Origin of the sequence: Streptomyces sp. NPDC001728 (genome assembly GCF_040297565.1) — a bacterium.
Taxonomy (GTDB): Bacteria; Actinomycetota; Actinomycetes; order Streptomycetales; family Streptomycetaceae; genus Streptomyces.
Genome location: NZ_JBEOZK010000001.1, coordinates 266,487 through 291,841, shown reverse-complemented (window position 1 = coordinate 291,841; position 25,355 = coordinate 266,487). Strand labels below are relative to the sequence as shown.

General features: G+C 72.7%; 22 protein-coding genes. 9 read left to right on the top strand and 13 right to left on the bottom strand.

Going from position 1 to position 25,355, the window contains the following annotated elements; all coding sequences use genetic code 11:
• Positions 1–72: 72 nt before the first annotated feature.
• The 5 genes from ABT154_RS01335 to ABT154_RS01315 form a co-directional block, all read right to left on the bottom strand.
• Positions 73–2,934 carry an FtsX-like permease family protein gene (locus ABT154_RS01335; protein ID WP_351851354.1) on the bottom strand — a complete coding sequence of 954 codons (2,862 nt, stop codon included), beginning with the start codon at positions 2,932–2,934 and terminating at the stop codon, positions 73–75.
• Positions 2,931–3,665 carry an ABC transporter ATP-binding protein gene (locus ABT154_RS01330; RefSeq protein WP_317878666.1) on the bottom strand — a complete coding sequence of 245 codons (735 nt, stop codon included), beginning with the start codon at positions 3,663–3,665 and terminating at the stop codon, positions 2,931–2,933. The genes ABT154_RS01335 and ABT154_RS01330 overlap by 4 nt, the downstream gene beginning before the upstream one ends.
• A 101-nt stretch (positions 3,666–3,766) precedes the next feature.
• On the bottom strand, positions 3,767–4,519 hold the full coding sequence (locus ABT154_RS01325; RefSeq protein WP_351851350.1) for a PadR family transcriptional regulator: 753 nt from the start codon (positions 4,517–4,519) through the stop codon (positions 3,767–3,769).
• Positions 4,520–4,614: 95 nt separating this feature from the next.
• Positions 4,615–5,565 (bottom strand): hypothetical protein, encoded by a 951-nt coding sequence (locus ABT154_RS01320; protein ID WP_351851347.1) that lies wholly within the window; start codon positions 5,563–5,565, stop codon positions 4,615–4,617.
• A gap of 162 nt (positions 5,566–5,727) precedes the next feature.
• The gene (locus ABT154_RS01315; protein ID WP_351851345.1) at positions 5,728–7,386 is read right to left on the bottom strand and encodes a protein kinase domain-containing protein; all 1,659 of its coding nucleotides are present in this window, start codon (positions 7,384–7,386) and stop codon (positions 5,728–5,730) included.
• A gap of 299 nt (positions 7,387–7,685) precedes the next feature.
• Here ABT154_RS01315 and ABT154_RS01310 point away from each other — a divergent pair, with 299 nt between their 5' ends.
• Positions 7,686–9,302 carry a protein kinase domain-containing protein gene (locus ABT154_RS01310; protein WP_351851342.1) on the top strand — a complete coding sequence of 539 codons (1,617 nt, stop codon included), beginning with the start codon at positions 7,686–7,688 and terminating at the stop codon, positions 9,300–9,302.
• A gap of 57 nt (positions 9,303–9,359) precedes the next feature.
• On the opposite strand, the gene ABT154_RS01305 is transcribed toward ABT154_RS01310, so the two are convergent.
• The 3 genes from ABT154_RS01305 to ABT154_RS01295 form a co-directional block, all read right to left on the bottom strand.
• Entirely contained in the window at positions 9,360–10,382 is a 1,023-nt protein-coding gene (locus tag ABT154_RS01305; RefSeq protein WP_351851340.1) for a phosphotransferase, read from the bottom strand.
• A 171-nt stretch (positions 10,383–10,553) separates the two neighbouring features.
• On the bottom strand, positions 10,554–11,006 hold the full coding sequence (locus tag ABT154_RS01300; RefSeq protein ID WP_351851337.1) for a pyridoxamine 5'-phosphate oxidase family protein: 453 nt from the start codon (positions 11,004–11,006) through the stop codon (positions 10,554–10,556).
• 134 nt (positions 11,007–11,140) lie between these two features.
• The gene (locus tag ABT154_RS01295) at positions 11,141–11,800 is read right to left on the bottom strand and encodes a response regulator (RefSeq protein ID WP_351851334.1); all 660 of its coding nucleotides are present in this window, start codon (positions 11,798–11,800) and stop codon (positions 11,141–11,143) included.
• 344 nt (positions 11,801–12,144) lie between these two features.
• Between ABT154_RS01295 and pdhA the strand changes: the two genes are divergently transcribed.
• The 6 genes from pdhA (at position 12,145) to ABT154_RS01265 (ending at position 18,579) form a co-directional block, all read left to right on the top strand.
• On the top strand, positions 12,145–13,338 hold the full coding sequence (gene pdhA, locus ABT154_RS01290; RefSeq protein ID WP_351851331.1) for a pyruvate dehydrogenase (acetyl-transferring) E1 component subunit alpha: 1,194 nt from the start codon (positions 12,145–12,147) through the stop codon (positions 13,336–13,338).
• 2 nt (positions 13,339–13,340) lie between these two features.
• Positions 13,341–14,321 carry an alpha-ketoacid dehydrogenase subunit beta gene (locus tag ABT154_RS01285; RefSeq protein WP_351851328.1) on the top strand — a complete coding sequence of 327 codons (981 nt, stop codon included), beginning with the start codon at positions 13,341–13,343 and terminating at the stop codon, positions 14,319–14,321.
• Positions 14,322–14,352: 31 nt separating this feature from the next.
• A complete protein-coding gene (locus ABT154_RS01280; protein ID WP_351852010.1) occupies positions 14,353–15,816 on the top strand; it encodes a dihydrolipoamide acetyltransferase family protein in 1,464 nt (487 codons plus the stop codon).
• 99 nt (positions 15,817–15,915) lie between these two features.
• The gene (locus tag ABT154_RS01275) at positions 15,916–16,440 is read left to right on the top strand and encodes a hypothetical protein (protein ID WP_351851327.1); all 525 of its coding nucleotides are present in this window, start codon (positions 15,916–15,918) and stop codon (positions 16,438–16,440) included.
• 64 nt (positions 16,441–16,504) lie between these two features.
• Complete coding sequence (locus ABT154_RS01270; protein ID WP_351851324.1) at positions 16,505–17,179, top strand: GntR family transcriptional regulator; 675 nt, start codon at positions 16,505–16,507, stop codon at positions 17,177–17,179.
• A 74-nt stretch (positions 17,180–17,253) separates the two neighbouring features.
• Positions 17,254–18,579, top strand: a complete 1,326-nt coding sequence (locus ABT154_RS01265) for an MFS transporter (protein WP_351852007.1) — start codon at positions 17,254–17,256, stop codon at positions 18,577–18,579.
• A gap of 20 nt (positions 18,580–18,599) precedes the next feature.
• On the opposite strand, the gene ABT154_RS01260 is transcribed toward ABT154_RS01265, so the two are convergent.
• Positions 18,600–19,427, bottom strand: a complete 828-nt coding sequence (locus tag ABT154_RS01260; protein WP_351851321.1) for a maleylpyruvate isomerase family mycothiol-dependent enzyme — start codon at positions 19,425–19,427, stop codon at positions 18,600–18,602.
• A gap of 155 nt (positions 19,428–19,582) precedes the next feature.
• Here ABT154_RS01260 and ABT154_RS01255 point away from each other — a divergent pair, with 155 nt between their 5' ends.
• Entirely contained in the window at positions 19,583–20,389 is an 807-nt protein-coding gene (locus tag ABT154_RS01255) for a carbon-nitrogen family hydrolase (RefSeq protein WP_351851319.1), read from the top strand.
• A 141-nt stretch (positions 20,390–20,530) separates the two neighbouring features.
• On the opposite strand, the gene ABT154_RS01250 is transcribed toward ABT154_RS01255, so the two are convergent.
• Positions 20,531–21,139 carry a hypothetical protein gene (locus tag ABT154_RS01250; RefSeq protein WP_351851316.1) on the bottom strand — a complete coding sequence of 203 codons (609 nt, stop codon included), beginning with the start codon at positions 21,137–21,139 and terminating at the stop codon, positions 20,531–20,533.
• A gap of 60 nt (positions 21,140–21,199) precedes the next feature.
• Positions 21,200–22,753, bottom strand: a complete 1,554-nt coding sequence (locus tag ABT154_RS01245) for an aminotransferase-like domain-containing protein (RefSeq protein WP_351851313.1) — start codon at positions 22,751–22,753, stop codon at positions 21,200–21,202.
• A gap of 63 nt (positions 22,754–22,816) precedes the next feature.
• Here ABT154_RS01245 and ABT154_RS01240 point away from each other — a divergent pair, with 63 nt between their 5' ends.
• Positions 22,817–24,061, top strand: coding sequence for a trans-sulfuration enzyme family protein (locus ABT154_RS01240; RefSeq protein ID WP_351851310.1), 1,245 nt, complete (start codon positions 22,817–22,819; stop codon positions 24,059–24,061).
• A 17-nt stretch (positions 24,062–24,078) separates the two neighbouring features.
• Here the strand turns inward: ABT154_RS01240 and ABT154_RS01235 are convergent, their stop codons facing one another.
• Entirely contained in the window at positions 24,079–24,573 is a 495-nt protein-coding gene (locus ABT154_RS01235) for an LURP-one-related/scramblase family protein (protein WP_351851308.1), read from the bottom strand.
• Between the two features lie 30 nt (positions 24,574–24,603).
• Complete coding sequence (locus ABT154_RS01230; RefSeq protein WP_351851306.1) at positions 24,604–25,353, bottom strand: bestrophin-like domain; 750 nt, start codon at positions 25,351–25,353, stop codon at positions 24,604–24,606.
• Positions 25,354–25,355: the final 2 nt, after the last annotated feature.

The window sequence follows — 25,355 nt, the reverse complement described above, 5'->3', positions numbered from 1 at the left end:
TCACCACGGGGTGTGCCCCTGTACGAGGGTGATCCACCCTCGTACAGGGGCACAGGACGGCAACGAAGACCGTCAGGTCGCCGCGCGCCGGGCCACCGCGCCGCGCGAGCGGGTCACGAGGGCGGCGAGCAGGGCGGCGCCGAGCGGTACGGCGACGAGCAGGCCGCCGAGCGTCTCCCAGGGGATGACGATCGGGACGAACGGCTCGGACATGTCGCCGCCCCAGCCCTCGGCCAGGCTCTGCTTGTACATGGCGATCTGGTCGCGCTCCTCGGTGAGCCTGAGCCCCATGGCCGGCAGCATTCCGGCCGCCGAGCCGAGTATCACGCCCATCGCGGCGACGACTCCGCACTGGAATCCGCTGAGGGTGCGGCGGACACGGGGCGGGGCGCCGACGGCGGCGAGCGTCTTCAGGTCGGCCTCGGCGTCGGCCTGGGCGAGCCCGGTCGCGATGCCCGCGGCGCCGATGGTGACGAGGCCCGCGAAGATGGACAGCGACAGGAGGATGAGGCTGTTGCCGTTGACGAAGCCTTCCTCCAGGTGGAGTTCGACGTTGCTGCCGAGCTCGGCGAGTTCGCCGTCGAGCTTCTGGCGGGCCTCGGTGTCGGGCATCCGGTCGGTGGTGACGTACGTGCCGAGCGGCACGGTCGACAGTCCGGCGGCCTTGGCGGTGGCCGGGGTGATCAGGCCCTGGAGGCCGTAGGTCTCCGGGTTGCCGGGCACGCGGTAGGCGGGGACGGAGCTGACCTTCCCCGGTGCGGGACGGTTCGCGTCGAGCGCCTTGTCGGCGGCGGCGAGGTCGGTGATCTGCTTGATCCCGACGGTGCCGTTCTTGTCGATCTGCGCGCGGGAGAAGCTGACGATCTTCCCCTCGTCGAGGGCCTTCACGGCTCCGGCGTCCTTGATGCCGAGGACCTGGAGGAGCTTGGCGTCTCCGACGAGGAGACCGCCCTCGGTGTAGCTCCAGCCGCCGCCGGAGGACTGGTCGCAGCGCCAGTCGTCGGCGAGCAGCTTCCGGCGCTGTTCGGGGGTGAACTTCTCCGACGGGTCACCGCCGCCCGGGATCGCCTTGTACAGCGGGCACTCGTTCGCCGGGGGGACGACGACCTCGTAGCGGCCGCAGCCCGCGCCGCGGCCCCAGGGGTCACAGCTGGGCTTGCCGACGGAGACCCGCTCGACATCGGCGCGGACGTCGACCGGCAGGTAGCGCTGGAGTGCGTCGCGGACCGCGGGGACGTCCCGGCCGCCCTCCTCCATGACGACGGCGGAGACCGCGCCGTACGGCAGTCGCGCCTCGTACGAGGCCTTGCTCTCGGCCTCACGGCTGGCCATGTACGTGGAGACGGCGACCGTGCCCGCGACGGCGGCGAGGACGGCGGCCACGGCCGGTGCCGTACGGCCCCGGTTGCGTACGGCGTCCCGCAGCGCGAGCCGCGGCGACAGGGGCAGCCAGCGCCCGGTGCGCCCGAACAGGCCGACCAGGGCCGGGGTCATGGCGACGACGCCCAGCTCGGCGAGGGCCGAGCCGCCCGCGACGATGGCGACCTGCCCGCTGACCAGCGAGCCGAAGAGGGCGATGGCACCGCCGAGAAGAACGGCCCCGAGGCCGATCAGCGGCAGGACCCGGCTGGAGCGGCGGACTCCGCGCCGGCCGGTGAGCGAGGCGAGGACGGTCTGCCGGGAGGCCGTGATCGCCGGGACGATCGCGGCGAGCAGACCGGTCAGGACGGCGAGCAGCGCGATGCCGAGGAGTTCGAGCGGCCGGACGTCGAAGGCGCCGAACCGCTGGCCCATGGTCTGCTCGAGGACCGGCTGGAGCAGCAGGGTGAGGATGACGGCGAGGACCGTGCCGGTGACCGCCGCGGCGACACCGATGACCAGACCGCCGCTCAGCACGATGGCCCGGATGTGGCTACGGGCACCGCCGTTGGCGCCGACGAGCCCGAGCTGGCGGCGCGAGCGGCGGGCGCCGACCGCGAAGGCGGGCCCGGCGAGCAGGCAGATCTCCAGCATCGCCAGGGCGACGACGGTGACGACGGAGGCGAGTTCGGCGGCGCCGCCCGTCGAACCGTCGCGGAAACCCCAGTCGTCCTTCTGGTAGAGCGGGACCTCGGAGTCGGCCGGCGGGTCGAGGAGCACGGCGCGCGAGGCGACGGTCACACCCTTGGTGTTGATCTCCTTGACCATGTTCCACGTGAAACCACCGGGCTTGTGCACCAGATAGCTGGTGGAGCCCCCGGGAGCGGACAGACCGGCCTTCTCGGCGGCCTTCGTGTACGGCGCGAGGAAGGCGCCGGGCAGCGCGTTGATCTGGTCCGTCTTGAGCGCGTCCGGAATTTCGTAGGAGCCGACGATCCGGTACGGGTGGTCGAAGTTGCGGGCGGAAACGGTCGAGCCGACCGACAGGCCGCTGGCCTCCAGGAAGTGCGAGGTCGCCATGACCTCGTCGTTCTTCTCCGGGAACCGTCCTTCGAGGAGGGTCGTGATGCCGCGGGCGATCGGGTCGCCCGCCTTGAGCTCACGGACCTCGGTCACGAGCAGACCGTGGGTCGTCGTCAGCTTGGCGGAACCGGTGCGGTCCGTGAGGACGGTGGAACCCGCGGGGAAGGTCTTGGTGATATCGGTCGGGCCGCTGGGCCAGGCCATGTCGCCGTAGTCCTTGGCCGGCGTGCTCATCTCGCCGAGCGGGTCCTGGAAGATCGGCACCCCGTCGTACTCGGGGTCCTTGAACAGGGCGTCGGCCGCACCGATCAGGCGGTCCGCGCGCTCGGTGGGGGACAGCTCGGAGCTGCGGTAGGTCAGATCGAGGGCGCTGACGCCCAGGATGGGCAGGGCGATCATGGCGAGGACGAGGGCGCTGCGGCCCTTGGAACGCCAGGCGTCACGACGGGCGATGCGGATCGCGGCCCGCCAGGAGTGGAACCAGGTCTTCACGCTTCGGCCACCTGGCCCGACAGCAGGGAATCGGCTTCGCTGCGCACGGTCTGGTCGACGATGGCGCCGTCCCGCAGGAACACGACCCGGTCCGCCCAGGCGGCGAACCGCGGCTCGTGGGTGACGAGGACGCCGGCGGCGCCCGCGTCGCAGCGGGTGCGGAGGAGGGCGAGCACGGACTCGCCGGTCTCGGAGTCCAGGGCGCCGGTCGGCTCGTCGGCGAGCACCAGGCGGCGGTCGCCGACCAGGGCGCGGGCGATGGCGACGCGCTGCTGCTGACCGCCGGACATCTCGTCGGGGAAGCGGTCGGCGAGGTGGCCGAGCCCCATCTCCTCCAGGGCCTTCACGGCCTCGACGCGGGCCTTGCGGGCGGAGGTGCCGTCCAGCTCGCGGGGCAGGGCGACGTTCTCGGCGGCGGTGAGGGCCGGGATGAGGTTGTAGTCCTGGAAGACGTAGCCGATGCTGCGGCGGCGCAGGGCGGCGAGCTGCTTGACGCTCGCGGTGGTGATGTCGGTGTCCTCGACGATCACCTGGCCCGAGGTGGGGGTGTCGAGGCCGCCCGCGATGGTGAGCAGCGTGGACTTGCCGGAGCCGGACGGGCCCATGACGGCGACGAGTTCACCCGGGTACACGGCGAGGTCGATGCCGCGCAGGGCATGCACCTCGGTGGCACCCGCGCCATGGACGCGGGTCAGGTTCTTGAGTTGCAGCACGGGCTGCTGTGCGGACATGAAAGGGGTCCCCCCTTGGGCGTACGCGGCGGGCTGCCGGGTACGGGAGCGAGCGGTGGAAGGTGGTGCGGAAGAAGTACGGGGTGAGGCGCGAGGTGCGGTCAGCGCGCCCCGCCCATGGGTGGGGCGGCCGCGGCGACGGGCGGTGGGGACACGGCGGACACGGGGGCGGCCGATCCGGTGGCACCGGTGGTCGTACCGGTGCCGGTGCCGAGGTCTGCGCGACCACCGGCGTTCGTGCCCAGGCCTGTGCCTGTGCCTGTGTCCGTGTCCGAGCCCAGGGCCGTGTCCGTGGCCGTGTGCCCGTCGAGCGTCGACAGGCGGATCAGCCGGGCCTCGCAGTGGTCCAGCCAGCGCGCCTCGGCCTCGGTCTGGAAGATCAGCTGCTCCAGGACGAGCAGCCAGGCCACGTCGTCCCGTTCCCGTGCTCCGCCGCTCTCGACGGCGACGAGTGCCTGGGCCTTGAGCCGGGTGTAGTCCTGCATCGCCTGCACGGTGTGCCGGCGCTGGGACTGGATGACGTGGCGGATGTCGACGCCGGGGGCGCCCACCGCCATGGCGAGCTTGATGGCCAGCTCGTCACGGGCCGGGCTGGTGCGGTCCACCGGCCTCGCGAACCAGGTCCTCAGCTCGGCGCGACCGCTGTCGGTGATCGCGTAGAGCGCGTGCCCGGCCGTGTCCTCGCCGTCCTGGGCGACCATGCCGTCGCGCTCGAGACGGCTGAGGGTCGTGTAGACCTGGCCGACGTTGAGCGGCCAGGTGGAGCCGGTGCGGGACTCGAACTCCGTACGGAGCTGGGAGCCGTAGCGAGGGCCGCGTTCGAGAAGGGCGAGGAGCCCGTGGCGGATCGACATACTCAGTATGTATACCGGGTATGCCGAGGACGACAACCGTCCTGAGGGGGAAGCGGGTGGTCCGCCTCAAGGGGGACCCGGGCGCTTTGGACGGCTCAGCGGCGGCGCATCCGCAGCCCGAGAAAACCGATCCCGAGCCCCATCAGGGCGAGCCCCACCCCCAGTGTGAGGACGGGAACCCGCTGGTCAGCGAGGGATGACGCGCCTTCCGACGCGAGACGGGGCGCGGCGGCCCGCCGGCTGGCGGGCGGCGTGGGCGGGAGGGTCGCGTCCTCCTCGCGTACCGCCTCGTCCTCCGCCCCCACGTCCCCGGGGTCCTGCGGCTCTGTAGCGGTTTCGGTACGGGAAGGGCCGGGCGACGGTCTCGCGGCGCCCGCCGACGCGCTCGGGCCCAGGGACCGGCCCGGCCGGGGCCGCCCTTCCCCGGCGGGGCGCCCGGCGAGGGACGCGGAGCCGCTGGGCGCGGGGGCGTCGCTGGGCTCGGCGACGGCGGTTCCGGAGGCGGCGGGCGCCCCCGTGGCGGGTCCCCCGGTGCCGGGCGCCCCGGTCCCGCTCGGCGCGGGCGCGGGGGGCGCGGGCGTACCGGCGCCCCCGGTGCGCCCCGGCGAGACCGTGGCGGCCGGGGATGAGGGGGGCGCGGCGGATGAGGGGAGCGCGGTGGAAGAAGGGGGCGCGGCGGGGGTGGTGCCGGCCGGGGGCGGCACCACGGGGGTGCCCGGACCGGCGGCCTCCACCATGACGCCGGGCGCCCAGGGCGGGACGAAGGCCCCGATGAAGGCGCCGTGCCCGGCGAAGGCCCCGTCCCCGACGAAGGCGCCGTGCCCGGCGAAGGCCCGGTGCCCGGCGGGAGCCCCGCGCGCGACGAACCCCCCGTGCGCGGAGGCGGCCCCGTACCCGAGGCCCGCCCCGTACCCGAGGCCCGCCCCGTATCCAGAGCTCGCCCCGTGCCCCGCCGGTGCCGCGTACACCGTGCACGCGCAGGCGAACGCGCAGGTGAGTGCGGGGCCGAGGGCCCGCACGCGTGTCCTGCGGAGTGCTGGAGTCACCGGGTGACCCCCTCCCGTACCGAGCCGCCGAGATGGTCGACTCAGCGTAGGCATGTCGGAACATTTCCGGCATCCGGGACAGGGTCAGTGGGCGTAGGGGGCCGTCAGGACCTCTGAGAGGGCGTCAGCGGCCATGAGGGGCGTCGAAGCTGACGCTCGCCCTTATTGCGGCGGGTTGCCCGTCGAGATCTTGAGGGTGAACTCGGCGTCCTTGTCGGCGATGTCCTCGCCGGCCGGCGGGTACTGCTCCAGGACCGTTCCCTCGCCGTAGGTCGACTCGTCGACCGGGGTCTGGACCATGATCTTCCACCCGGCGGCCTGGACGCAGTCCTTCACCGACTGGATGTTCTTGTAGGTGAAGTTGGGGACCTCGAACTTCTCGGGGTCGTCGCTCGACTCGGTCGGCTGCAGGCACTTCTTCGGGTCGATGCTCTTGGTCAGGTCCGGACCCTTGTGGCCGGGCGCGACCGTCGGCTGCTCCGTGCCCCCGGTGCCGCCGGCGCTGCTGCTGGTGCCGCCGTCGGCCGCCTGGTTGCCCGGGTCGTCCTTCTGGCTGAGCGCGAAGACCAGGCCGCCGACCGCGAGCAGGGCGACGACGACCGCGCCCACGATCACCGGAGTGTTCCGCCGGGAGCCGCCGCCCGCCGGGGCCGGCGTGTGCGCCGGCGCGTAGGGCGCGGGCGTCGGCGCCTGCTGGTGCTGGTACACCGGGGCGGGCGTCGGCGCCTGCTGCGGGTAGCCGTACGAGGGGGCGGGCGCCGGGGTCGCGGGGCCGTACGGGCCGGGCTGCGGCGTCGGCGGCAGGTAGGGCTGCTGTACGCCGTGCGGCCCGGAGTGGGGGCCGGGCGGCGGGGTCTGGCCGATGGGCGGGAAGACCGCCGAGCCGACGCCCGCGCCGCTGGTGACCGGACCGCCCTGGACGATCATCGGCGCGCCCGTCTGACCCGCCGAGAGCACCCGCAGGCACTCGTCGCGCATGGCCGCCGCGCTCGGGAACCGCTCGTTCGGGTTCTTTCGCAGCGCGCGGGCGACGAGTGCGTCCATCGCGGGCGTCACCGAACGGTTGACGGTGGACGGGGCGACCGGCTCCTCCTGCACGTGCGCGTACGCGATGGCGAGCGGGGAGTCGGCGTCGAAGGGCAGCCGGCCGGTGAGGAGCTGGAAGAGCATGATGCCGACCGAGTAGAGGTCGGAGCGGGCGTCGACCGCGCGCCCGAGGGCCTGCTCGGGGGAGAGGTACTGGGGGGTGCCGACGACCATGCCGGTCTGGGTCATCGAGGTGACCCCGGACTGCATGGCCCGCGCGATGCCGAAGTCCATGACCTTGACGACGCCGCGCTTGGTCGTCATCACGTTGCCGGGCTTGATGTCGCGGTGGACCAGGCCCATCTCGTGGCTGACCTCGAGGGCGGCGAGCACGTCGGCCGTGACCTTGAGCGCCTTGTCGGCGGGCATCGCGCCGTACTGCTGGACGTCGGCGGCGAGGACCGAGCCGAGCGGCTGCCCCTCCACGTACTCCATGACGATGTACGGCATGACGGCGCCGTCGAGGGTGTCCTCGCCGGTGTCGAAGACCGAGACGATGTTCGTGTGCGACAGCTTCGCGACCGCCTGCGCCTCGCGCCGGAACCGCTCGCGGAACGACTGCTCCCGGCCCAGCTCGGTGTGCAGCGTCTTGATGGCGACCTGCCGGTCGAGCGCGCTGTCGTAGGCCAGGTAGACCGACGCCATGCCACCCTCGCCGAGAAGGTCGCGCAGCTGGTACCGGCCGCCCGCGACCGAACCGCCCGCATAGCGGCCCTGTGCGCCGTCCTGGCTCATCTGTGCTTCCCCCTACGCGCACGAGGCGGCGTCGATCCGGATTTTCCTGGCCAAGTCTGCCCGAGGGCAGTGACACGTCAAGCCAGGTGCCCGTTCCGTGACCCTCCGCACAGGAAGGTCCCCCGGCGGGTTCCGGAAGAGGCCCGGGGAACGGTTTCCGCACGGGTGGGGGAAACCCGGCGAATTTGCACAGGTGTACGTGGAAGGGGTTGGATGGCCGGTCCATCTCGAACCGTGATGTCGTACGGAGCCTGTAGCGTGACGACTGGACACGGCACGACAGACGACGGCGAGGACTGATGGCACCCGAATCCGGATCAGGTGGCGGTGTGCCGGACGCGGCAGCGGAGTCCTGGGGCGTCGGCGGAGTCGTCGGTGACGGGCGCTACCGCCTGACGCACCGTCTGGGCCGCGGCGGCATGGCGGAGGTCTTCGCCGCAGAGGACGTACGGCTCGGCCGTACCGTCGCCGTCAAGCTGCTCCGCGCCGATCTCGCCGAGGACCCGGTCTCCAAGGCCCGTTTCACCCGCGAGGCGCAGTCCGTCGCCGGGCTCAACCACCACGCCATCGTCGCCGTGTACGACTCCGGCGAGGACCTGGTGGCCGGCCGGCCCGTGCCGTACATCGTGATGGAGCTGGTCGAGGGCCGCACCATCCGTGACCTGCTGCTCAGCGCCGAGGCGCCGGGTCCCGAGCAGGCTCTGATCATCGTCTCCGGAGTCCTGGAGGCGCTGGCCTATTCGCACCAGCACGGCATCGTGCACCGCGACATCAAGCCGGCCAACGTGATCATCACCCACGGTGGCGCCGTGAAGGTCATGGACTTCGGCATCGCCCGCGCCCTGCACGGCGCGCAGTCGACGATGACGCAGACCGGCATGGTCATGGGCACCCCCCAGTACCTCTCCCCCGAGCAGGCGCTCGGCAAGGCGGTGGACCACCGCTCCGACCTGTACGCGACGGGCTGCCTGCTCTACGAACTTCTCGCGCTGCGGCCCCCGTTCACCGGCGAGACCCCGCTGTCCGTGGTGTACCAGCACGTGCAGGACATCCCGGTCCCGCCGTCCGACGTCACGCACTCCGTGCCGCCGGAGCTCGACGGCCTGGTGATGCGCTCGCTCGCGAAGGACCCGGACGACCGGTTCCAGAGCGCCGAGGAGATGCGCGGCCTCATCCAGTACGGCCTGCAGATGCTCCAGCAGCAGGGCGGCCACACCGGCACGTGGAACACCGGCCCGGTCGAGATGCACGAGGGCGGTCACACCCCGGTCGGCGGCATGGCCGCGACGACCGCGATGGGTCACCCGATGCACGGCGAGACCGCGCAGGGCCCGATCCTTCCCCCGCGGAACCCGGAGGACGGCGGTGTCGGCGGGTACGGCGGCTACGACGGCGGTACGGGCGGCACCGGGGGCTACGGCCAGGACGGCGGCTACGGTCCGCAGGGCGGCGGCAACGGCCGCCGGGGCAAGGTGTGGCTGTTCGCCGCGCTCGCGGTGATCGCGGTCGTGACCGGTGTCGTCTTCGCGATCCAGGCGGCCCAGAAGGACAATCCCACGAGCGGCCCCAAGCCGACCGTCACCGATTCGCCGTCCTCGGCCACCTCGGAGCCCCCGCCCACGGAGGAGCCCTCCCAGGAGCCCTCGCAGGACCAGGGCGGCTCGGGCGGCGGCTCGACGCAGCAGCCGTGGCCGCCGCCGACCACGCGGCAGCCGACGGACGAGCCGTCGAAGACGCTGGAGCCCACGGACGAGCCGACGAAGACGACGGCGCCACCGACCGATCCCTCCGGTGAGCCGACGAAGACGACGGCCCCGCCGACGCAGGCCACCGGCGAGCCGACGACCTCCTCGCCCGACCCCACCGGGGGCAACACGGACACGCCCCCGACGGGCAACGGCGCCGAGACGGGCTGACCCCGCCGGCGGCAGCGGCCACCTCGGGCGTCATCGCCCGCGTCGCCGTCACCGCCGTCACCCCGTGAACGCGTCGCGTACCGCCTCGTACTCGCGCGTCCACCAGACCGCCAGGGCCGACACCGCGGGAAACTGCGGGTCGGCCCTTCGGTCGTGCAGCTGGTAGCGCCAGCGCAGGGTCCAGAAGTCGTTGAGCCGCTCCCACCACACCCGGTGCGCAGCCGCCGCCAGCTCGGCCCGGTCGGCGCCCGTCGCCCGCCGGTACGCGCGCGCGTACGCCCGCACCTTCTCCAGAGCCAGCTCTCCTTCCGGCCGTACGAAGAAGATCGCCGCAGCCCTGACCGCCTCCTCGGCCCGGGGGCGCACCCCGAGCCGGTCCCAGTCGACGATCGCGGCGGGCTCGGCGCCCCGGTAGAGCAGGTTCAGCGGGTGGAAGTCGCCGTGCACCCAGCCGGCCGCCGCGGCGGGCGGCGGGCGGTGGTGCGCGTGCTGGGCGAGGAGCCGGCGCCGTTCCCTCAGCCGGTGCTCGGCGAGCGCGTCGAAGCTGTCGCGGGGGCGGTGGGCGCGGGCGAGGCGGATCAGTTCCTCGATGGCCCGGAAGGTGTCCAGGAGGTCGGCGCTCGCGCAGACGCCGTCGTCGGGGGCGCCCGGGGTCCCGTCGGTTCCGGCGGGGCCCATCACACGGTCCAGGGCGGTGTGGACCTGCCCGAGCAGGGTGCCGAGGCGCCTGGAACAGCCGGTGGAGAGCTGGGCGCCGTCGCGGTGGCGGCCGTCGATCCAGGGGTGCAGGGCGTAGCAGCGGCCGTCGACGACGGCGACCGTGCGGCCGGCGGCGTCGGCGAGCGGCGGGGCGACGGGCAGGCCGAGGGCGTGCAGCCGCTGGGTGGCACGGTGCTGGCGGGTGATGGTGGCGCGGTCGGCGGTGGGGGCGTCCAGGTGCTGCTTGAGGAAGTAGGTGCCCCGGGTGGTGGAGAGGCGGAAGCCGCGGTTGAGCAGCCCTTCGGCGACGGGCACGCAGGAGAGCGGCTCGCCGGCGTGACGGTGGCGGCGCAGCAGCGCCCCGACGGGCGGCGCGCCCACGGGCCTGCCGGGGGATGCTCCGGGCCTGCCGGGGGATGCCCCGGGTCTGCCGGGGGAAGGCCTGCCGGGGGATGCTCCGGGCCTGCCCGGGGATGCGCCGGGCCGGGCCGTCGGCGACGTACCCGGCGGAGTGAGCGTTTCAGATGAGCGCGGCACTCGCCAGATGTTAGATCACGCTACGTGGTGGAGGTGTCGCCGTACGGAACGGGGGGTGGGGCGGGTCCCCGGGGTCTCGCTCGCGTAGTCGAGCGCGTGCACCGTCACGAACTGCGGTTCGATCCGCATGAAGACCGGGGTGAAGGCCTCGTCGTCCACGGCCTCCGGCTCCGGCCCGAAGGCCGCGAGCTCCTCCTCGGTCGGCTCGACGATCTCGGCGGTGCCGGTGAACTGCACGGACCACAGATGCTCGGAGCCCGAGTGGAAGTTGTCCGCGCCGTAGGCGACGACGCTGCCGTTGCAGGCGCGGTGGTAGCCGAGCCCCCGGTGCATCCGGAGCAGGACACGGCCGTCGGACACGATGTGCCGGGCGGGGGCGACGAACGGCATCGCCCGCATGCTCGTCGCCACCCGGCCGTAGGACACACGGCTGAGCAACTCGATGGCACGGATCTCGTCGGTGGACATGGCTTCCACTCTCCGCCACCGGCACCGGGTCGGAAAAGGGGCCCCTGCCCCGCTTTCACGAGGACGTAGGTCCCGAAACGGCGCCGTCGGCCCCGCTCTCATCCGTACGGGTGAGAGCGGGGCCCGCCGGTACGTCAGTGACGCTCGGCCTGCAGCCGCGCCACGTACGCCGCGGCCTGCGAGCGCCGCTCCATGCCCAGCTTCGACAGCAGGCTGGAGACGTAGTTCTTGATGGTCTTCTCGGCGAGGTGGAGCCGCTCGCCGATGACCCGGTTGGTCAGGCCCTCGCCGATCAGGTCCAGGATCTTGCGCTCCTGGTCCGTCAGGTTGGCGAGCTTGTCGTCACGCTTCGGGTTGTTGCCGTCGCGCAGCCGCTCCAGGACACGCGCCGTCGCCACCGGGTCGAGCAGCGACTTGCCGGCCGCCACGTCCCGCACCGCGTTCAGCAGCTCGTTGCCGCGGATGGCCTTCAGGACGTAACCCGAGGCCCCGGCCATGATGGCGTCGAAGAGTGCCTCGTCGTCCGCGTACGAGGTCAGCATCAGACAATTGATGCCCTCGTCCTGGGAGCGGATCTCACGGCACACCTCGACGCCGCTGCCGTCCGGCAGCCGGACGTCGAGCACCGCGACGTCGGGGCGGGTCGCGGGGATCCTGACCAGCGCGTCCGCAGCCGTCCCGGCCTCCCCGACCACCTCGATGTCGTCCTCCACGGAGAGCAGCTCGTGGACGCCGCGCCGGACGACTTCGTGGTCGTCCAGCAGAAATACCCGGATTTTTCCTTCTTCGCGCACGCAGCCAGTCTCACATATTGGCTCTTCCCGCGCCCGGGGTGCGCGGGATAACGTGCCGGATGTTCCGGCGGCCCTTCGAAGCCGCTGCCGACGCGCTGACCAGCCGCTGTTCCCCGTTTTCTCGATTTACTTGGAAATCCAAGCAAAATCGCAGGTCAAGTGGGGTTTCGCGGGAATGCCGCGCTGTGGGTAACGTGCCTATGACAGGGCGCTCGCCGGGGCACCTGTCACGCCCGACCCCGGCCGCGTCGCACCCACCCCGTGCGAAGGGTACGGATAAGGCGGAGAGCCGCACTGGCCTTGCCCGGCGAACCCGGGGGCCGGACCGACGGAGGAGCACGCACGTGACCGTGGAGAGCACTGCCGCGCGCAAGACGACGCGACGCAGCAGCGGCACCAAGCGCACCGCAAGCGCGAGCACGAGCACCACCAAGAAGACGAGCACGCGCGCCGAGGCGGGGGCTGTGGAGCCCGAGCTCGTCCAGCTGCTGACGCCCGAGGGAGAGCGCGTCCAGCACCCCGATTACGACATCGACCTCAGCGCCGAGGAACTGCGCGGTCTCTATCGCGACATGGTCCTCACCCGTCGCTTCGACGCCGAGGCCACCTCGCTCCAGCGTCAGGGCGAGCTGGGCCTGTGGGCCTCGCTGCTCGGCCAGGAGGCGGCGCAGATCGGTTCCGGCCGTGCGCTGCGGGACGACGACTACGTCTTCCCGACCTACCGTGAGCACGGTGTGGCCTGGGTCCGTGGTGTCGACCCGACGAATCTGCTGGGAATGTTCCGCGGTGTGAACCACGGTGGCTGGGATCCCAACAGCAACAATTTCCACCTGTACACGATCGTCATCGGCTCGCAGACCCTGCACGCCACCGGTTATGCGATGGGCATCACCAAGGACGGCGCGGATTCCGCCGTGATCGCGTACTTCGGTGACGGCGCCTCCAGCCAGGGCGACGTCAACGAGGCCTTCACCTTCTCCGCGGTCTACAACGCGCCCGTGGTGTTCTTCTGCCAGAACAACCAGTGGGCGATCTCCGAGCCCACCGAGAAGCAGACCCGCGTCCCGCTCTACCAGCGCGCCCGCGGCTTCGGCTTCCCCGGCGTCCGCGTCGACGGCAACGACGTCCTGGCCTGCCTGGCCGTGACGAAGTCCGCCCTGGAGCGCGCCCGCCGCGGCGAGGGCCCCACCCTCGTGGAGGCCTTCACCTACCGCATGGGCGCCCACACCACCTCCGACGACCCGACGAAGTACCGGGCCGACGAGGAGCGGGAGGCCTGGGAGGCCAAGGACCCGATCCTGCGCCTCAAGGCGTACCTGGAGCGCGAGGGCAACGCCGACGAGGCCTTCTTCGAGGCCCTGGAGGCGGAGAGCGAGGCGCTCGGCAAGCGTGTCCGCGAGGGCGTCCGCAACATGCCCGACCCGGACCACATGGCGATCTTCGAGAATGTCTACGCGGACGGGCACGCGCTCGTCGACGAGGAGCGCGCGCAGTTCGCCGCCTACCAGGCGTCCTTCGCGGATGGCGAGGTCAAGTAATCATGGCTGTACAGAAGCTCCCCCTCGCCAAGGCGCTCAACGAGTCGCTCCGCAAGGCGCTGGAGACCGACCCCAAGGTCCTGATCATGGGCGAGGACGTCGGCAAGCTCGGCGGTGTCTTCCGGGTCACCGACGGTCTGCAGAAGGACTTCGGCGAGGACCGGGTCATCGACTCGCCGCTCGCCGAGTCGGGCATCGTCGGCACCGCGATCGGCCTGGCCCTGCGCGGCTACCGGCCGGTCGTGGAGATCCAGTTCGACGGCTTCGTCTTCCCCGCGTACGACCAGATCGTCACGCAGCTCGCCAAGATGCACGCCCGTGCGCTCGGCAAGGTCAAGATGCCGGTCGTCATCCGCATCCCGTACGGCGGCGGCATCGGCGCGGTCGAGCACCACTCCGAGTCCCCCGAGGCGCTCTTCGCGCACGTCGCGGGCCTCAAGGTCGTCTCGCCGTCCAACTCCTCGGACGCCTACTGGATGCTCCAGCAGGCCATCCAGAGCGACGACCCGGTCATCTTCTTCGAGCCCAAGCGCCGCTACTGGGACAAGGGCGAGGTCGACACCGAGGCCATCCCGGGCGAGCTCCACAAGGCCCGGGTGGCGCGCGAGGGCAGTGACCTCACGCTCGCCGCGTACGGCCCGATGGTGAAGGTCTGCCTGGAGGCCGCCGCGGCCGCCCAGGAGGAGGGCAAGTCGGTCGAGGTCCTGGACCTGCGGTCGATGTCCCCGATCGATTTCGACGCGATCCAGCGGTCCGTCGAGAAGACCCGTCACCTCGTCGTCGTCCACGAGGCCCCGGTGTTCTACGGCTCCGGTGCGGAGATCGCCGCCCGGATCACCGAGCGCTGCTTCTACCACCTGGAAGCCCCCGTCCTGCGGGTCGGCGGCTACCACGCGCCGTATCCGCCGGCGCGCCTGGAGGAGGAGTACCTGCCGGGCCTCGATCGCGTGCTCGACGCCGTCGACCGCTCGCTGGCGTACTGAGGAGAGCACCGTGACGATCCGCGAATTCAAGATGCCCGACGTGGGCGAGGGCCTGACCGAGGCCGAGATCCTCAAGTGGTACGTCAAGGCCGGTGACACGGTCGAGGACGGCCAGATCGTGTGCGAGGTCGAGACGGCCAAGGCCGCCGTCGAGCTGCCGATCCCCTTCGACGGCACGGTCCACGAGCTGTGCTTCCCCGAGGGGACCACGGTCGATGTCGGCCAGGTCATCATCTCGGTGAACGTCGGCGGCGGTGCGGCACCCGAGGCCCCGGCGGCCCCGGTGGCCGAGGCCGCTCCCGCGCCCGCCGCTCCCGCGCCCGCCGCTCCCGCGCCCGCCGCTCCCGCGCCCGCCGCTCCCGCGCCCGTCGCGGACGAGGAGGAGGACGAGCCGCAGGTCCGTCAGCCGGTCCTCGTCGGCTACGGCGTGGCCGTCAGCTCCACCAAGCGCCGCGCCCGCAAGGCGGCCCCTGGTGCGGTCCAGGCCGCCCCGGTGGCACCGGCCGCCCCGGTCCCGGCGGCGCCCGTCGCCGTCTCCGTACCGGAGCAGCTCAACGGGCACGCGCCGGCCGGTGCCCGGCCGCTGGCCAAGCCGCCGGTCCGGAAGCTCGCCAAGGACCTCGGTGTCGACCTGGCCACGGTCACCCCGACCGGTCCGGACGGCGTCATCACCCGTGAGGACGTCCACGCGGCTGCCGCTCCGGTGTCCGCGCCGGCCGTCGAGGCTCCGGCCCCGGCGCCCGTGGCCGCCCCGGCCCCGGCCGTGGCGCCCGTGTCCGTCGTGCCGGCCGACGCCCGGGAGACCCGTGTCCCCGTCAAGGGCGTACGGAAGGCCACGGCGGCGGCGATGGTCGGCTCGGCCTTCACCGCGCCGCACGTCACCGAGTTCGTGACCTTCGACATCACGCGCACGATGAAGCTGGTCGACGAGCTCAGGTCCGGTACGGACATGGCGGGCCTGCGGGTCAACTCGCTCCTCCTCATCGCCAAGGCCGTCCTGGTCGCCGTCCGGCGCAACCCGGAGATCAACGCGGCCTGGGACGAGGCGGCGCAGGAGATCGTCGTCAAGCACTATGTGAACCTGGGCATCGCCGCGGCCACCCCGCGCGGTCTGCTCGTCCCCAACATCAAGGACGCGCACGCCCAGACCCTGCCCGAGCTGTCGGCCTCCCTGAGCGAGCTGGTCTCCACCGCGCGCGAGGGGAAGACGACCCCGGCGGCAATGCAGGGCGGCACCTTCACCATCACCAACGTGGGCGTCTTCGGCGTCGACACCGGTACGCCCATCCTGAACCTCGGCGAGTCCGCGATCCTCGCGGTCGGCTCGATCAAGCTCCAGCCGTGGGTCCACAAGGGCAAGGTGAAGCCGCGCCAGGTCACGACGCTGGCCCTCTCCTTCGATCACCGGCTGATCGACGGCGAGCTCGGCTCCAAGTTCCTGGCGGACGTCGCCGCGATCCTGGAGCAGCCGAAGCGGCTCATCACCTGGGCGTGACGCCCGAGTTGCCATGTTTCACGTGAAACACCCGGCCGAGGAGGGGGGAACACCCCTCCTCGGCCGGGTGTTTTCGTCGTCGTGCCGTAGAGGGGGATCGTGAGCGCGTATCTGGGGCCGCTGGAGCCGGTCGGGGACCGGTGGGTGATCGGTGATGTCAAGCGGCCGGGCGGAACGTGCCTGGTCCTGACGGCCGAAGGCTTGGAGCACTGTGCGAACGGGACCTCGGAGCCGCTTGAGGTCGTGCCGTGGTCCAGGGTCATGGAGCTGGGCATCCGTACGACCTACCGGGCCTGGATGGCCACGCGCGGGGGGACCGCGCTCAGCTGGGCCGGCCAGTCGAACGCCGTCGACATGGGCCGCGATGCCTGCTCCGTACACGCGCTCGTGCGCCATCCGTACGACGACTGGTTCGCGCGCTACAGCCACCATCGGCGCGCGTACACGGGGGCGCACGTGTACCTGGTCGGCCATCTCTTCGAGGCGGTCTCCGAGGCGAAGCTGATGCACCGGCTGGGCGATCCGCGATGGCTCGGCGCGGTCGTCGAGCAGGTGGCGCCCCTGCCGAACCGGCGGGCGTCGGCACGGAGGGTCCGCGAGATCGTCGGGGCCGCGGACGTCTGACCCGGCCCGTCCGTATCGCGGACGGGCCCGCCTGTTGCACCTCTGTTGTATCTATGCTGTGCGCATGCCATCAGCGCCCACCGGTCCGGCCCCGCTGCCCACCAAGCAGCCCCCCGCCGCCGACCGCGTCTACACGCACGTCAAGCAGGCCGTACTCGACCGGCGCTACGAGGGAGGCACCCTCCTCACCGAGGGCGAACTCGCCACGGCCGTCGGAGTGTCCAGGACGCCGGTGCGCGAGGCGCTGCTCAAGCTGGAGATGGAAGGGCTGCTCAAGCTCTACCCGAAGAAGGGCGCCCTCGTTCTCGCCGTCTCCGCGCAGGAGATCGCCGATGTCGTCGAGACCCGGCTGCTCGTCGAGGAGTTCGCCGTCCGGCGGGCCGTCCCCGCCCCCGCCCCGCTGATCGCCCGCCTCGAAGAACTCCTCGACGAGCAGCAGCGGCGCGCCGAGGCCGGCGACCTGGCGGAGGTCGCGGTCACCGACCGGTGCTTCCACGCCGAGATCGTCCGCCACGCGGGCAACCAGATCCTCTCCCGCCTCTACGACCAGCTCCGCGACCGCCAGCTCCGCATGGGCGTCGCCGTGATGCAGTCCCAGCCCGACCGCGTCGCCAAGAACATCACCGAGCACGCCGAGATCCTCGACCGGATCAAGGCCGGGGACGCCGAGGGCGCCGCCGCCTGCGTCCGCCAGCACCTCAGCTGGGTCAAGGTCCTGGTCCGGGGTGACGACCGGTGAGCGACCGCCGCAACCGCGACCGTGACGGCCGGGACCGTGACCCCAACCGCCGTGACGGCCGGGACCGCGACCGCATCCGCCGTGACCGCAGCCGCAACGGATACGGCTCCGCCGTCACCCTCCCCGGCGACCCGCCCGGCGGCCGTCGCGCCGCCCTCGTCTGGGGCGTCGGCGTCGCCGTCTACTTCGTCGCCGTCATCTTCCGCACGTCCCTCGGCGTCGCCGGACTCGACGCCGCCGACCGCTTCCACGTCAACGCCTCCGCGCTCTCCACCTTCTCTATACTCCAGCTGCTCGTCTACGCCGGCATGCAGATACCCGTCGGCCTGATGGTCGACCGGCTCGGCACCAAGAAGGTCCTCGCCCTCGGCGTCGTCCTCTTCACCCTCGGCCAGCTGGGTTTCGCGCTCTCTCCGTCGTACGGCACGGCGCTCGCCTCCCGCGCCCTCCTGGGCTGCGGCGACGCCATGACCTTCATCAGCGTCCTGCGGCTCGGCAGCCGCTGGTTCCCCGCCCGGCGCGGCCCGCTCATCGGCCAGGTCGCCGCCCTCTTCGGCATGGCCGGCAACCTCGTCTCCACCGTCTTCATCGCCCGCGCCCTGCACGGCCTCGGCTGGACGACCACCTTCGTCGGCAGCTCGCTGGCCGGCGTCGTCGTCCTCGTCCTGCTGCTGCTCTTCCTCAAGGACCACCCCGAGGGCTACGAACCCCAGCCCTCCACCCACGCGGGCGCCGCGTTCGTGCGCCGGCAGATCGCCGAGTCCTGGCGGGAACCCGGCACCCGGCTCGGCATGTGGGTGCACTTCACCACCCAGTTCCCCGCGATGGTCTTCCTGCTCCTGTGGGGGCTGCCGTACCTCGTCGAGGCGCAGGGCCTGTCCCGGTCGACCGCCGGAACCCTGCTCACCCTGGTCGTCCTGTCGAACATGGCCGTCGGCCTCGCGTACGGGCAGATCATCGCCCGCCACCACGCGGCCCGCGCCCCGCTGGCCCTCGGGACCGTCGCCGCCACCGCGCTGATGTGGGCGACCACCCTCGCCTACCCCGGCGACCACGCCCCGATGTGGCTGCTCGTCACCCTCTGTCTGGTCCTGGGCGCCTGCGGGCCGGCCTCGATGATCGGCTTCGACTTCGCCCGTCCGGCCAACCCGCCGGAGCGTCAGGGCACCGCCTCCGGCATCGTCAACATGGGTGGTTTCGTGGCCTCGATGACCACGCTGCTCGCCGTGGGCGTGCTGCTCGACGCGACCGGCGGCAACTACCGGATCGCGTTCTCCTCGGTCTTCGTCCTGGAGGCCCTGGGAATCGTGCAGATCCTGCGCCTCAAGGCCCGCACCCACCGCAGGGAACGGGAACGGCTCGTCGCCAGCCGTGTCGAGGCCGTGCACGTCCCGGTCTAGAGGTCGGGACCACGGGAGCACTACCGGGGCGTCACCGCGAAGTTGTCGAGGATGGCCTGCGCCAGCTCCTCGTCACCCTCCGTCTTGACCCGGTCGGCCACCTCGGCCGGCCGGACCCGGCCGCAGGCGAGCCGTACGAACGTCTCCCAGTCCGTCGCGAGCGTCACCGCGGGGCCCAGCGAGGGCGCGCCGTCGATCGAACCCCGGCCCTCCGCGTCGACCCGTACGGTCCGCAGGAACTCCACCGGGCCGCTCACGTCGATCACCACCGCCGAGGGCGCGGGCGCCCCGGCGTCCTTGGCGACCACCTTCGGCAGCGCCTCCAGCAGCACGTCCCGCGTGACGTGCGCACCCGCCGAGTCCAGGTTGCCCGGCTTGCCGAGCGCGACCCGCAGGTCCTGCTCGTGCACCCACACGTCGAAGGCGCGCATCCGGTAAGCCAGTTCCAGGGACTGCTCGGCGCCCAGGGGGGCGCGGATCAGGCGGTCGGGGGAGCGGTTCTCGTTGCGCAGCTGCCGGGCCCGGCGGATCAGGATGTACTCCAGCTCCGAGGTCATCTCCGGCGCGGTGTGGTGCCGCCGCACATCGACCTGGACCTCCATGTAGCGCGCGAAGTCACTGCGTACGTGGTACAGGTCGCGGGGCAGGGAGTGGATCGGCCGCGGGTCGCCGAGTATCTCGGTCTCCATGCCGATGACATGGGACACGATGTCCCGCACCGACCAGCCGGGGCACGGGGTCGGCCGGTTCCAATCGCCCTCCATGAGCGGCTGCACCAGCTCGGCTATCGCCTCGATGGAATGGGTCCAGGCGTCGGCGTAGTTCTGGAGGCTGGGATGGACGGTCACGGGACCCCTCGGCGGTTCTTCGGTGCGCGGGCTCAAAACACGACTGGGTGGGAGGCTCGGACGCTAAGTTACGCTGCCCGAAGGCACCCCGGCAGTGCTTTCGTGTGACGATCGTAGGCCGGTGTTGACGGCTCGAATGCCAGGACGGTGGTAGTGTGCGCGCCTCGCTGATCCAGATCGCGGTAGACCCGGACGAACCGGTCGACGCCCGTCGTGCCCGCGTGGGCCGCCTCGTAAGGGCGGAATCCGGCCACGCCGACCTTGTCGTCCTGCCCGAACTGTGGACCGTCGGAGCCTTCGCCTCCGACCTCTTCGCCGCCGAGTCCGAGCCGCTGAACGGCCCGACGCAGCGGGCGATGGCGGACGCCGCCCGCGAGGCCGGGGTCTGGCTGCACGCCGGCTCCTTCGTCGAGGCGGAGGGCGGCGCCCTCTACAACACCTCGCTCGTCCTCTCCCCCGACGGCGAACTCGCCGCCTCCTACCGCAAGATCCACCGCTTCGGCTTCGACAAGGGCGAGGCGGTGATGATGGCCGCAGGGGAGGACCTCGTCACCGTCGACCTTCCGCACCTCACCGTCGGCGTCGGCACCTGCTACGACCTGCGCTTCCCGGAACTCTTCCGCGGTCTCGTCGACGCCGGCGCGCAGGCCTTCGTCGTCCCGGCCGGCTGGCCCGCCCTCCGCCGCGCCCATTGGAGCCTGCTCGCCCGCGCCCGCGCCGTCGAGAACCAGGCGTACGTCCTCGCCTGCGGTACGGCGGGCACGCACGCCGGCGTGGAGCAGGCCGGCCACTCGATCGTCGTCGACCCCTGGGGGGAGACCCTCGCCGAGGCGGGCCCCGACGAGGAGATCCTGCGGGTCGTCCTCGACCCGGCGAAGGTCACGACGACCCGCGAACAGTTCCCGGCGCTGAAGGACCGGGTGCTCGGCATCGCGGCGCCGGAGGCCGGGCGCCGGGGCTGAGGGGGGTCCGGGGCGCGGTGGCCGGGGCTGGGGGTCGCCCGCCCGGCCGACCCCCACCCGACTGCCCGACCGACCCCCACCCGACCGCCGGGCCGCCGGGCCGCCGGGGGCTGAGCGCCGCTCCGGGGCCCCGGTCCCGCTCTAGTACTGGCTCTCCGCCCACAGGTCGGTGATCCGCGAGACGCCCGCGCGGACCGCCCCCATCCGGGTGAGGGCCGAGCGGTCGACACCCGCGAAGACCAGCGCGAGCGCCAGATCGCCGCCCTCCGCCCGGCCGCCGACCCGCACGGCCAGCTGCCGCTTCCTGCCGCGCCCCGAAGCGCGGACGGTGACCGTGAGGCCGGGGTCCTCCTCGTCGGGCTCGCGGGTCAGGACGTACGCCCGCTTGTCGAGCGCCGAGAGCCGGTAGCGGTCGCCCGCGTACCGCAGCGCGAGGGCGCGCCGCGCCGCCGTGGCGCCCCAGCGGTTCCGCGTCATGCACACCATGCGGTCGCCGACCCGGAGCGTGGACCGGTTCAGGGTCGGCAGCCGGATGCCGTCGGTGTGGACGCCCCGGGCCTCGAAGGTGACGACGGGTATCAGCCCGCCGCGCGCCTCCGAGACGACGGTCTCCGGCGCGGTACGGGGCAGCGGGCAGGTCAGCGTGATCTCGCCGAACTCCCGCGAGACGCCCCGCCAACCGGCCCGGCGCGCGTGCCGGTCGCCCTCCTGCCACGGCTGGAGGACGAAGGGGGAGACGGCGGTGTGCATGTCGCTCCTTCTCGGGAGAGGGGTCGAGGGGCTCGGCGTCGGTCGGGGAGGGACCTGAGGTCAGAGGGTGACCGCGCGCAGGGAGGCCCGGACGGGCCCGTACGGGATCCCCGACCCCGGCTCGTACGGGATCCCCGACCCCGGCTCGTACGGGATCCCCGGCCCGCGCCCGTACTCCTCCCACGCCGCCGCCAGTCTCCGTACCGCCTCCGACAACTGCTCCGGAGGCAGCAGGAAGTGCAGCCGCAGATGGCGGACGCTGCCGCCGAGGGCGTCGGTCGTCACGCCCGGCAGGACCGCCACCCCGTGGCGCAGGGCGAGCTGCGCGAACGAGACGCCGTCGCCGTGCGGGAGGCGTACCCACAGCGTCTGGCCGCCGGTCGCCGGGGCGCAGGACCAGGACGGGAGCAGCCGGGCCAGCTCGCCGCGCAGATGCGCGTGGCCCGCACGGATCGTGTCCAGGCGGGCGGCGAGGACCGGTGCGAAGTCGTCGAGGAGCCGGGCCGCCGCGAGTTGGGACGGCACGTCGCAGCCCAGGTCGTGCAGGGCCTTCAGCCGGGCGAGCCGGGCGATCAGGGGCGCGGGGCCGCGCACCCAGCCGATCCGGAGGCCGCCCCACACGACCTTGGAGAGCGAGCCGACCGAGACGACCTCGCCGTACGAGGAGAGGGAACGGTCCTCCGGGTGCGGGGCGAACGCCAGGTCGCCCAGTACCTCGTCGTCCACCAGCGGCACTCCGAGCGCGTTCGCCGCCTCCACGAGACGCCGCCCGGCGAGCGGCGGCAGGACCGTGCCCGTCGGGTTCTGGAAGCGGGCCACCACATAGGCCAGGGCAGGACGGTGGCGTTCCATCACACGGATCGCCTCCGCCACGTCCAGTCCGTCGGGCCCGACCGCCACCGGCAGCGGCATGGCGGCGGCCTCCCGGACCAGGTCGAGCGCCCCCGGGTACGTCGGCGCTTCGATGAGCACCCCGTCGCCGGGCGCGAGCAGCAGCCGGGTGAGCAGCGAAAGTCCCTGCTGGGCGCCGGTCGTGACCAGGATCTGGCCGGGCCCGGTCGGCACTCCGCGTGCCGAGTAGCGGGCCGCGACGGCCGTCCGCAGCGCCCCGAGGCCGGCCGGGTGGTAGCCGAGGTCGCCGTCGGGCAGGACCAGCGAGCGGTACGCCTCCGCCAGCTCGGGCGGCGGCCCGGTGGGGGCGGCGCAGCTCAGCAGGAGCACGTCGTCCGGCGCCTCCAGGAGGTGCAGGAACAGCGGGTTCGAGGTCTCGGCCACCCGGGGCGGCGCCCCCGGGCCCGTCCGGGTCTCCTCCTCGGGCTCGGGCGCCAGCGCCGCCCGTGTCACCCGGGTCCCGCTGCCCTGCCGCCGTACCAGCCGGCCCTCCTGCCGCAGTACGTCGTACGCGGCGACCACCGTCGTCCGGCCCACGGCCAGGGCCCGCGCCAGCCGCCGGTCCGGCGGCAGCGGCGTGCCCGGCGGCAGCGCGCCCTCGTCGATCAGCCGGCGCAGCCGGGCCGCGAGCAGCAGGTACAGCGGCCCGCGCCCGGCCGACCAGCGGCCGAGCCGGGCGACCAGGTCGTCGGCCGGGTGGGGAAGGCGTTCGATTGGCTCCATCGCCGAACCAATCTGCCGGGATTGGACCTGGGAAGGCAAACCGCCGGTCCACAGACTGGGCCCATGAGCCCTGCCGACTCCGCGCCGCCCGCCGAACCCGCCGCCTCGCCCCTGGGAGGCTCCGCCTCCCCCCGTCCCGGGACCCTCGCCGTCCATCCGCCGCACGTCGAGATCACCGGCAGCAGGCCGCTCGGCGTCCCTCTCCACCAGGGGCACGTCTTCGCCTTCGACTCGGCCGACGCGCTCGCCGCCGCCTTCACCACCACCGACGCGTTCATGTACAGCCGTCACGGCAACCCCACCGTCCGCACCCTTGAGGACGCCGTAGCCCGCCTCGAAGGCGGCGCCGCCGGCCTCTCCTTCGCCTCCGGCATGGGCGCGGTGAACGCCGTCCTCCTCGGTCTGCTCGGCTCCGGCGATCACGTCATCGCCCAGACCTGCCTGTACGGCGGTACGTACGCGGTCCTGACCGACCTCGCCACCCGCTGGGGCGTCGACGTCACCTACGTCTCCGGCACCGACCCGGAGGAGGTGCGGGCGGCCCTGCGCCCGGAGACCCGGCTCCTCCACCTGGAGACCGTCGCCAACCCCACCACCCGGGTCTCCGACCTGCCCGCGCTCGCCGCCGTCGCCGCCGAGGCGGGGGTGCCCGTCGCCGTCGACAACACCTTCGCCTCGCCGCTGCTCTGCCGCCCGATCGACCACGGCGCGGACATCGTCGTGCACTCCGCGACGAAGTACCTGTCCGGGCACGCGGACGTCCTCGGCGGCGTCGTCGTCTTCAAGGACGCCGAGCTGTACCACCGGGTCCGCCACCACTCCGTCGAACAGGGCGCGTCCACCGACCCGTTCGCCGCCTGGCTGACCCTGCGCGGGATGCAGACCCTGTCCCTGCGGATGGAGCGCCAGTGCGCGAGCGCCGCAGACCTCGCGGCCCGGCTGTCCGCGCACCCGGCGGTCGCGGCCGTCCGCCACCCGGCCCTGGCGAGCCACCCGGACCGGGCCGTCGCGGCCCGGCTGCTGCCCGCCGGGGGCGGCGGGGTGATCTCGGTGGATCTCGCGGGCGGCCGGGAGGCGGGCCGTGCCTTCGTCGAGGCGGTACGGCTCGCGTCCCTCAGCGTCTCCCTCGGCGATGTGAAGACCCTGGTGATGCACCCGGCCTCCACCTCGCACCACCAGCTCGACGCGGCGGCCCTGGCGGCGGCGGGGATCGGTCCCGGCACGGTCAGGATCTCGGTGGGCATCGAGCACGTGGAGGACCTGTGGGAGGACCTGGAACAGGCGCTGGGCAAGGCCGGCACCCACTAGCCCCGCCCGCGCTTCCGCTAGTCGTCCCCCCGCTCCCGCTCGGCCATCCGGATCACGCACACCGCCACCGCGATCTGGAGCGCCGCGTCGGCGTCCTCGCGGACCACGTCGACCGCGTAGGTCTCGCGGACGTGGAACCACCGCCGGGAGATGTGGGCCAGGAGTTCGCCCTCGTACTCGACGGTGAACTCCCGGTCCAGGATCCGGCCGCTGACGTCCAGTTCGGTGCCCTCGACGAGGGTCACCCGGTAGTGGTTGCGGAGCAGCGAGAGCCGTTTGCGGCGGACGGTCGCGAGCGGGCGCTCGTCCCGCTCGATCGTCATGGCGTCCCGCAGGCTGAACATCTTCTGCCGCAGGGTCACGAGGACCTGCCCGTCGGGGTCCTTCAGCTCCAGGGTGTCGCGCAGCCGCAGCGCCTTGCCGTCGACGAGGAAGGCGTGGCGGCCCTGCTCGTCCTCGATCCAGTAGTCGTCGCCGATCGCGAAGATCTTGTCCCGTACGAGATATTTCATGGCGCTATGCCTGCCCCGTGGGGGGCGGGTTCACCCGAAGTAGCGGACGAACGCGTCCGGGGTCGCCCCGAACATCTCGCCGAAGGGCGAGTCGAGCTGATGGATCAGCAGCACCGTGAAGGCGATGAAGCCGGCCAGGCCCATCACCATCACCACATGGGTGGTGCTCCGTCTGATCCCGAAGAGGAACATGAAGGCGAGGGTGAGCGTGCCGCCGATGAGGAGTCCCGCCCACAGGACGGGGGAGAGACGTTCCTGCGCCGCCGCCTCCCGGCCCCGGCGGGCGTCGTCGACGTAGCTGAGCTGGGCCAGTACCTCCTGGGCGGCGATCTGCTCGGGGACCTTCGCGGAGTCCGACACCTCGCCGGCCTTCCGCAGCTGTTCGAGCAGCCGCCAGCCGGAGGTGTCGAGCGGTTCGCGCGCCTCCATCACGGGCCATTCGACGCCGACGACGTGATCGGCGTACGTCCGGGCCGCGTCGCGCAGCGGCTCCCGGCGGTCGGCGGGGAGGGCGTCCGCGAGCAGATACGTCTGGTGCAGGGCGCTGGCCTCGGCCTGGACGTTGTCGGCGGCGGCGGACCGGGTGTCCCAGACGGACACCAGGCACAGGCCGAGCACGATCGCGTAGAGCACCGAGACCATCATGGCGATGTACTCGGCGACGTCCTCGCGCGGCTCCTCGTCCTCGCCGACCGGGAAGAGCCTGGTCTTGGCGACGACGGCGAGGGCGGCGACGAGCGCGACGCCGAGGACGACGACGAGCGTTTCGAACAGGGCCACGG